This is a genomic window from Microbacterium maritypicum MF109 (assembly GCF_000455825.1).
GTDB classification, from domain to species: Bacteria; Actinomycetota; Actinomycetes; order Actinomycetales; family Microbacteriaceae; genus Microbacterium; species Microbacterium maritypicum_A.
In genome coordinates this window covers 1-742 of the sequence record NZ_ATAO01000019.1, presented here as the reverse complement: position 1 = coordinate 742, position 742 = coordinate 1, and the positions used below count along the sequence as shown (strand labels likewise).

Below are 742 nucleotides of genomic sequence, written 5' to 3'. Positions count from 1 at the left end.
GCGACGACCTCATCCACTGGAGGCCGGGCACGCCCGACACCGAGCCGATGTACTCTCCGACCCCCGGCACCTGGGACGAGGCGCTCGTCGAGATCGGCGCCTCCCCTGTGGTCACCGACAACGGATTGCTCCTGTTCCTCACGAACGGCGCCACCCGCACCGTGCACGACGACGGCACCGTCGACGTCGACTACCGCTGCGGGCAGATCGCGATCGACCCGGACGAGCCGACGAAGGTCATCGCCCGCCTGCAGGAGCCGTGGCTGCGCCCGCAGACCTTCGAGGACATGCACGGACTCGTCTCTAACGTGACCTTCGTGGAGGGGCTCGTGAAGTTCCACGGGAAGTGGTTCGCGTACTACGGGCAGTCCGACACGACGCTGGCGGTCGCGATCCACGATCCGGCCGAGCCGTGGGGTCGCGCACTGCGCGACGGCGGAGAGGCGTGATGACGTGGACGCCTCCCGACGCACGTTCCTGACGTTCACGGCAGCAGCCTCCGCGCTCGCCCTCCTCCCCGTCGACGCCGCCATGGGCACGACGAACACTGCGACCGGCACGGCGACGCCGCCGCTCGAGACCGCGCGCCGGCCACGGCTGACGAACCTCGCCCACCTGCGATTCCTCCTCGCCGATGTTCCCGTCGTCGCGAGCGCGACCCACACGACGTTCGGGATCGAGACGAAACCAGCGGTCCGTGCGCCCTGGACCTACGCCGACACCGACGGTTCCGGCGGCTATC

The 742-nt window shown here is 69.8% G+C and carries 2 pseudogenes; both read left to right on the top strand.

The features are described from left to right. Positions 1 to 449: pseudogene (locus tag L687_RS41480) on the top strand (glycosylase); the annotation flags it as partial. 4 nt (positions 450 to 453) lie between these two features. Then, a pseudogene (locus L687_RS23975) lies at positions 454 to 742 on the top strand (hypothetical protein); the annotation flags it as partial.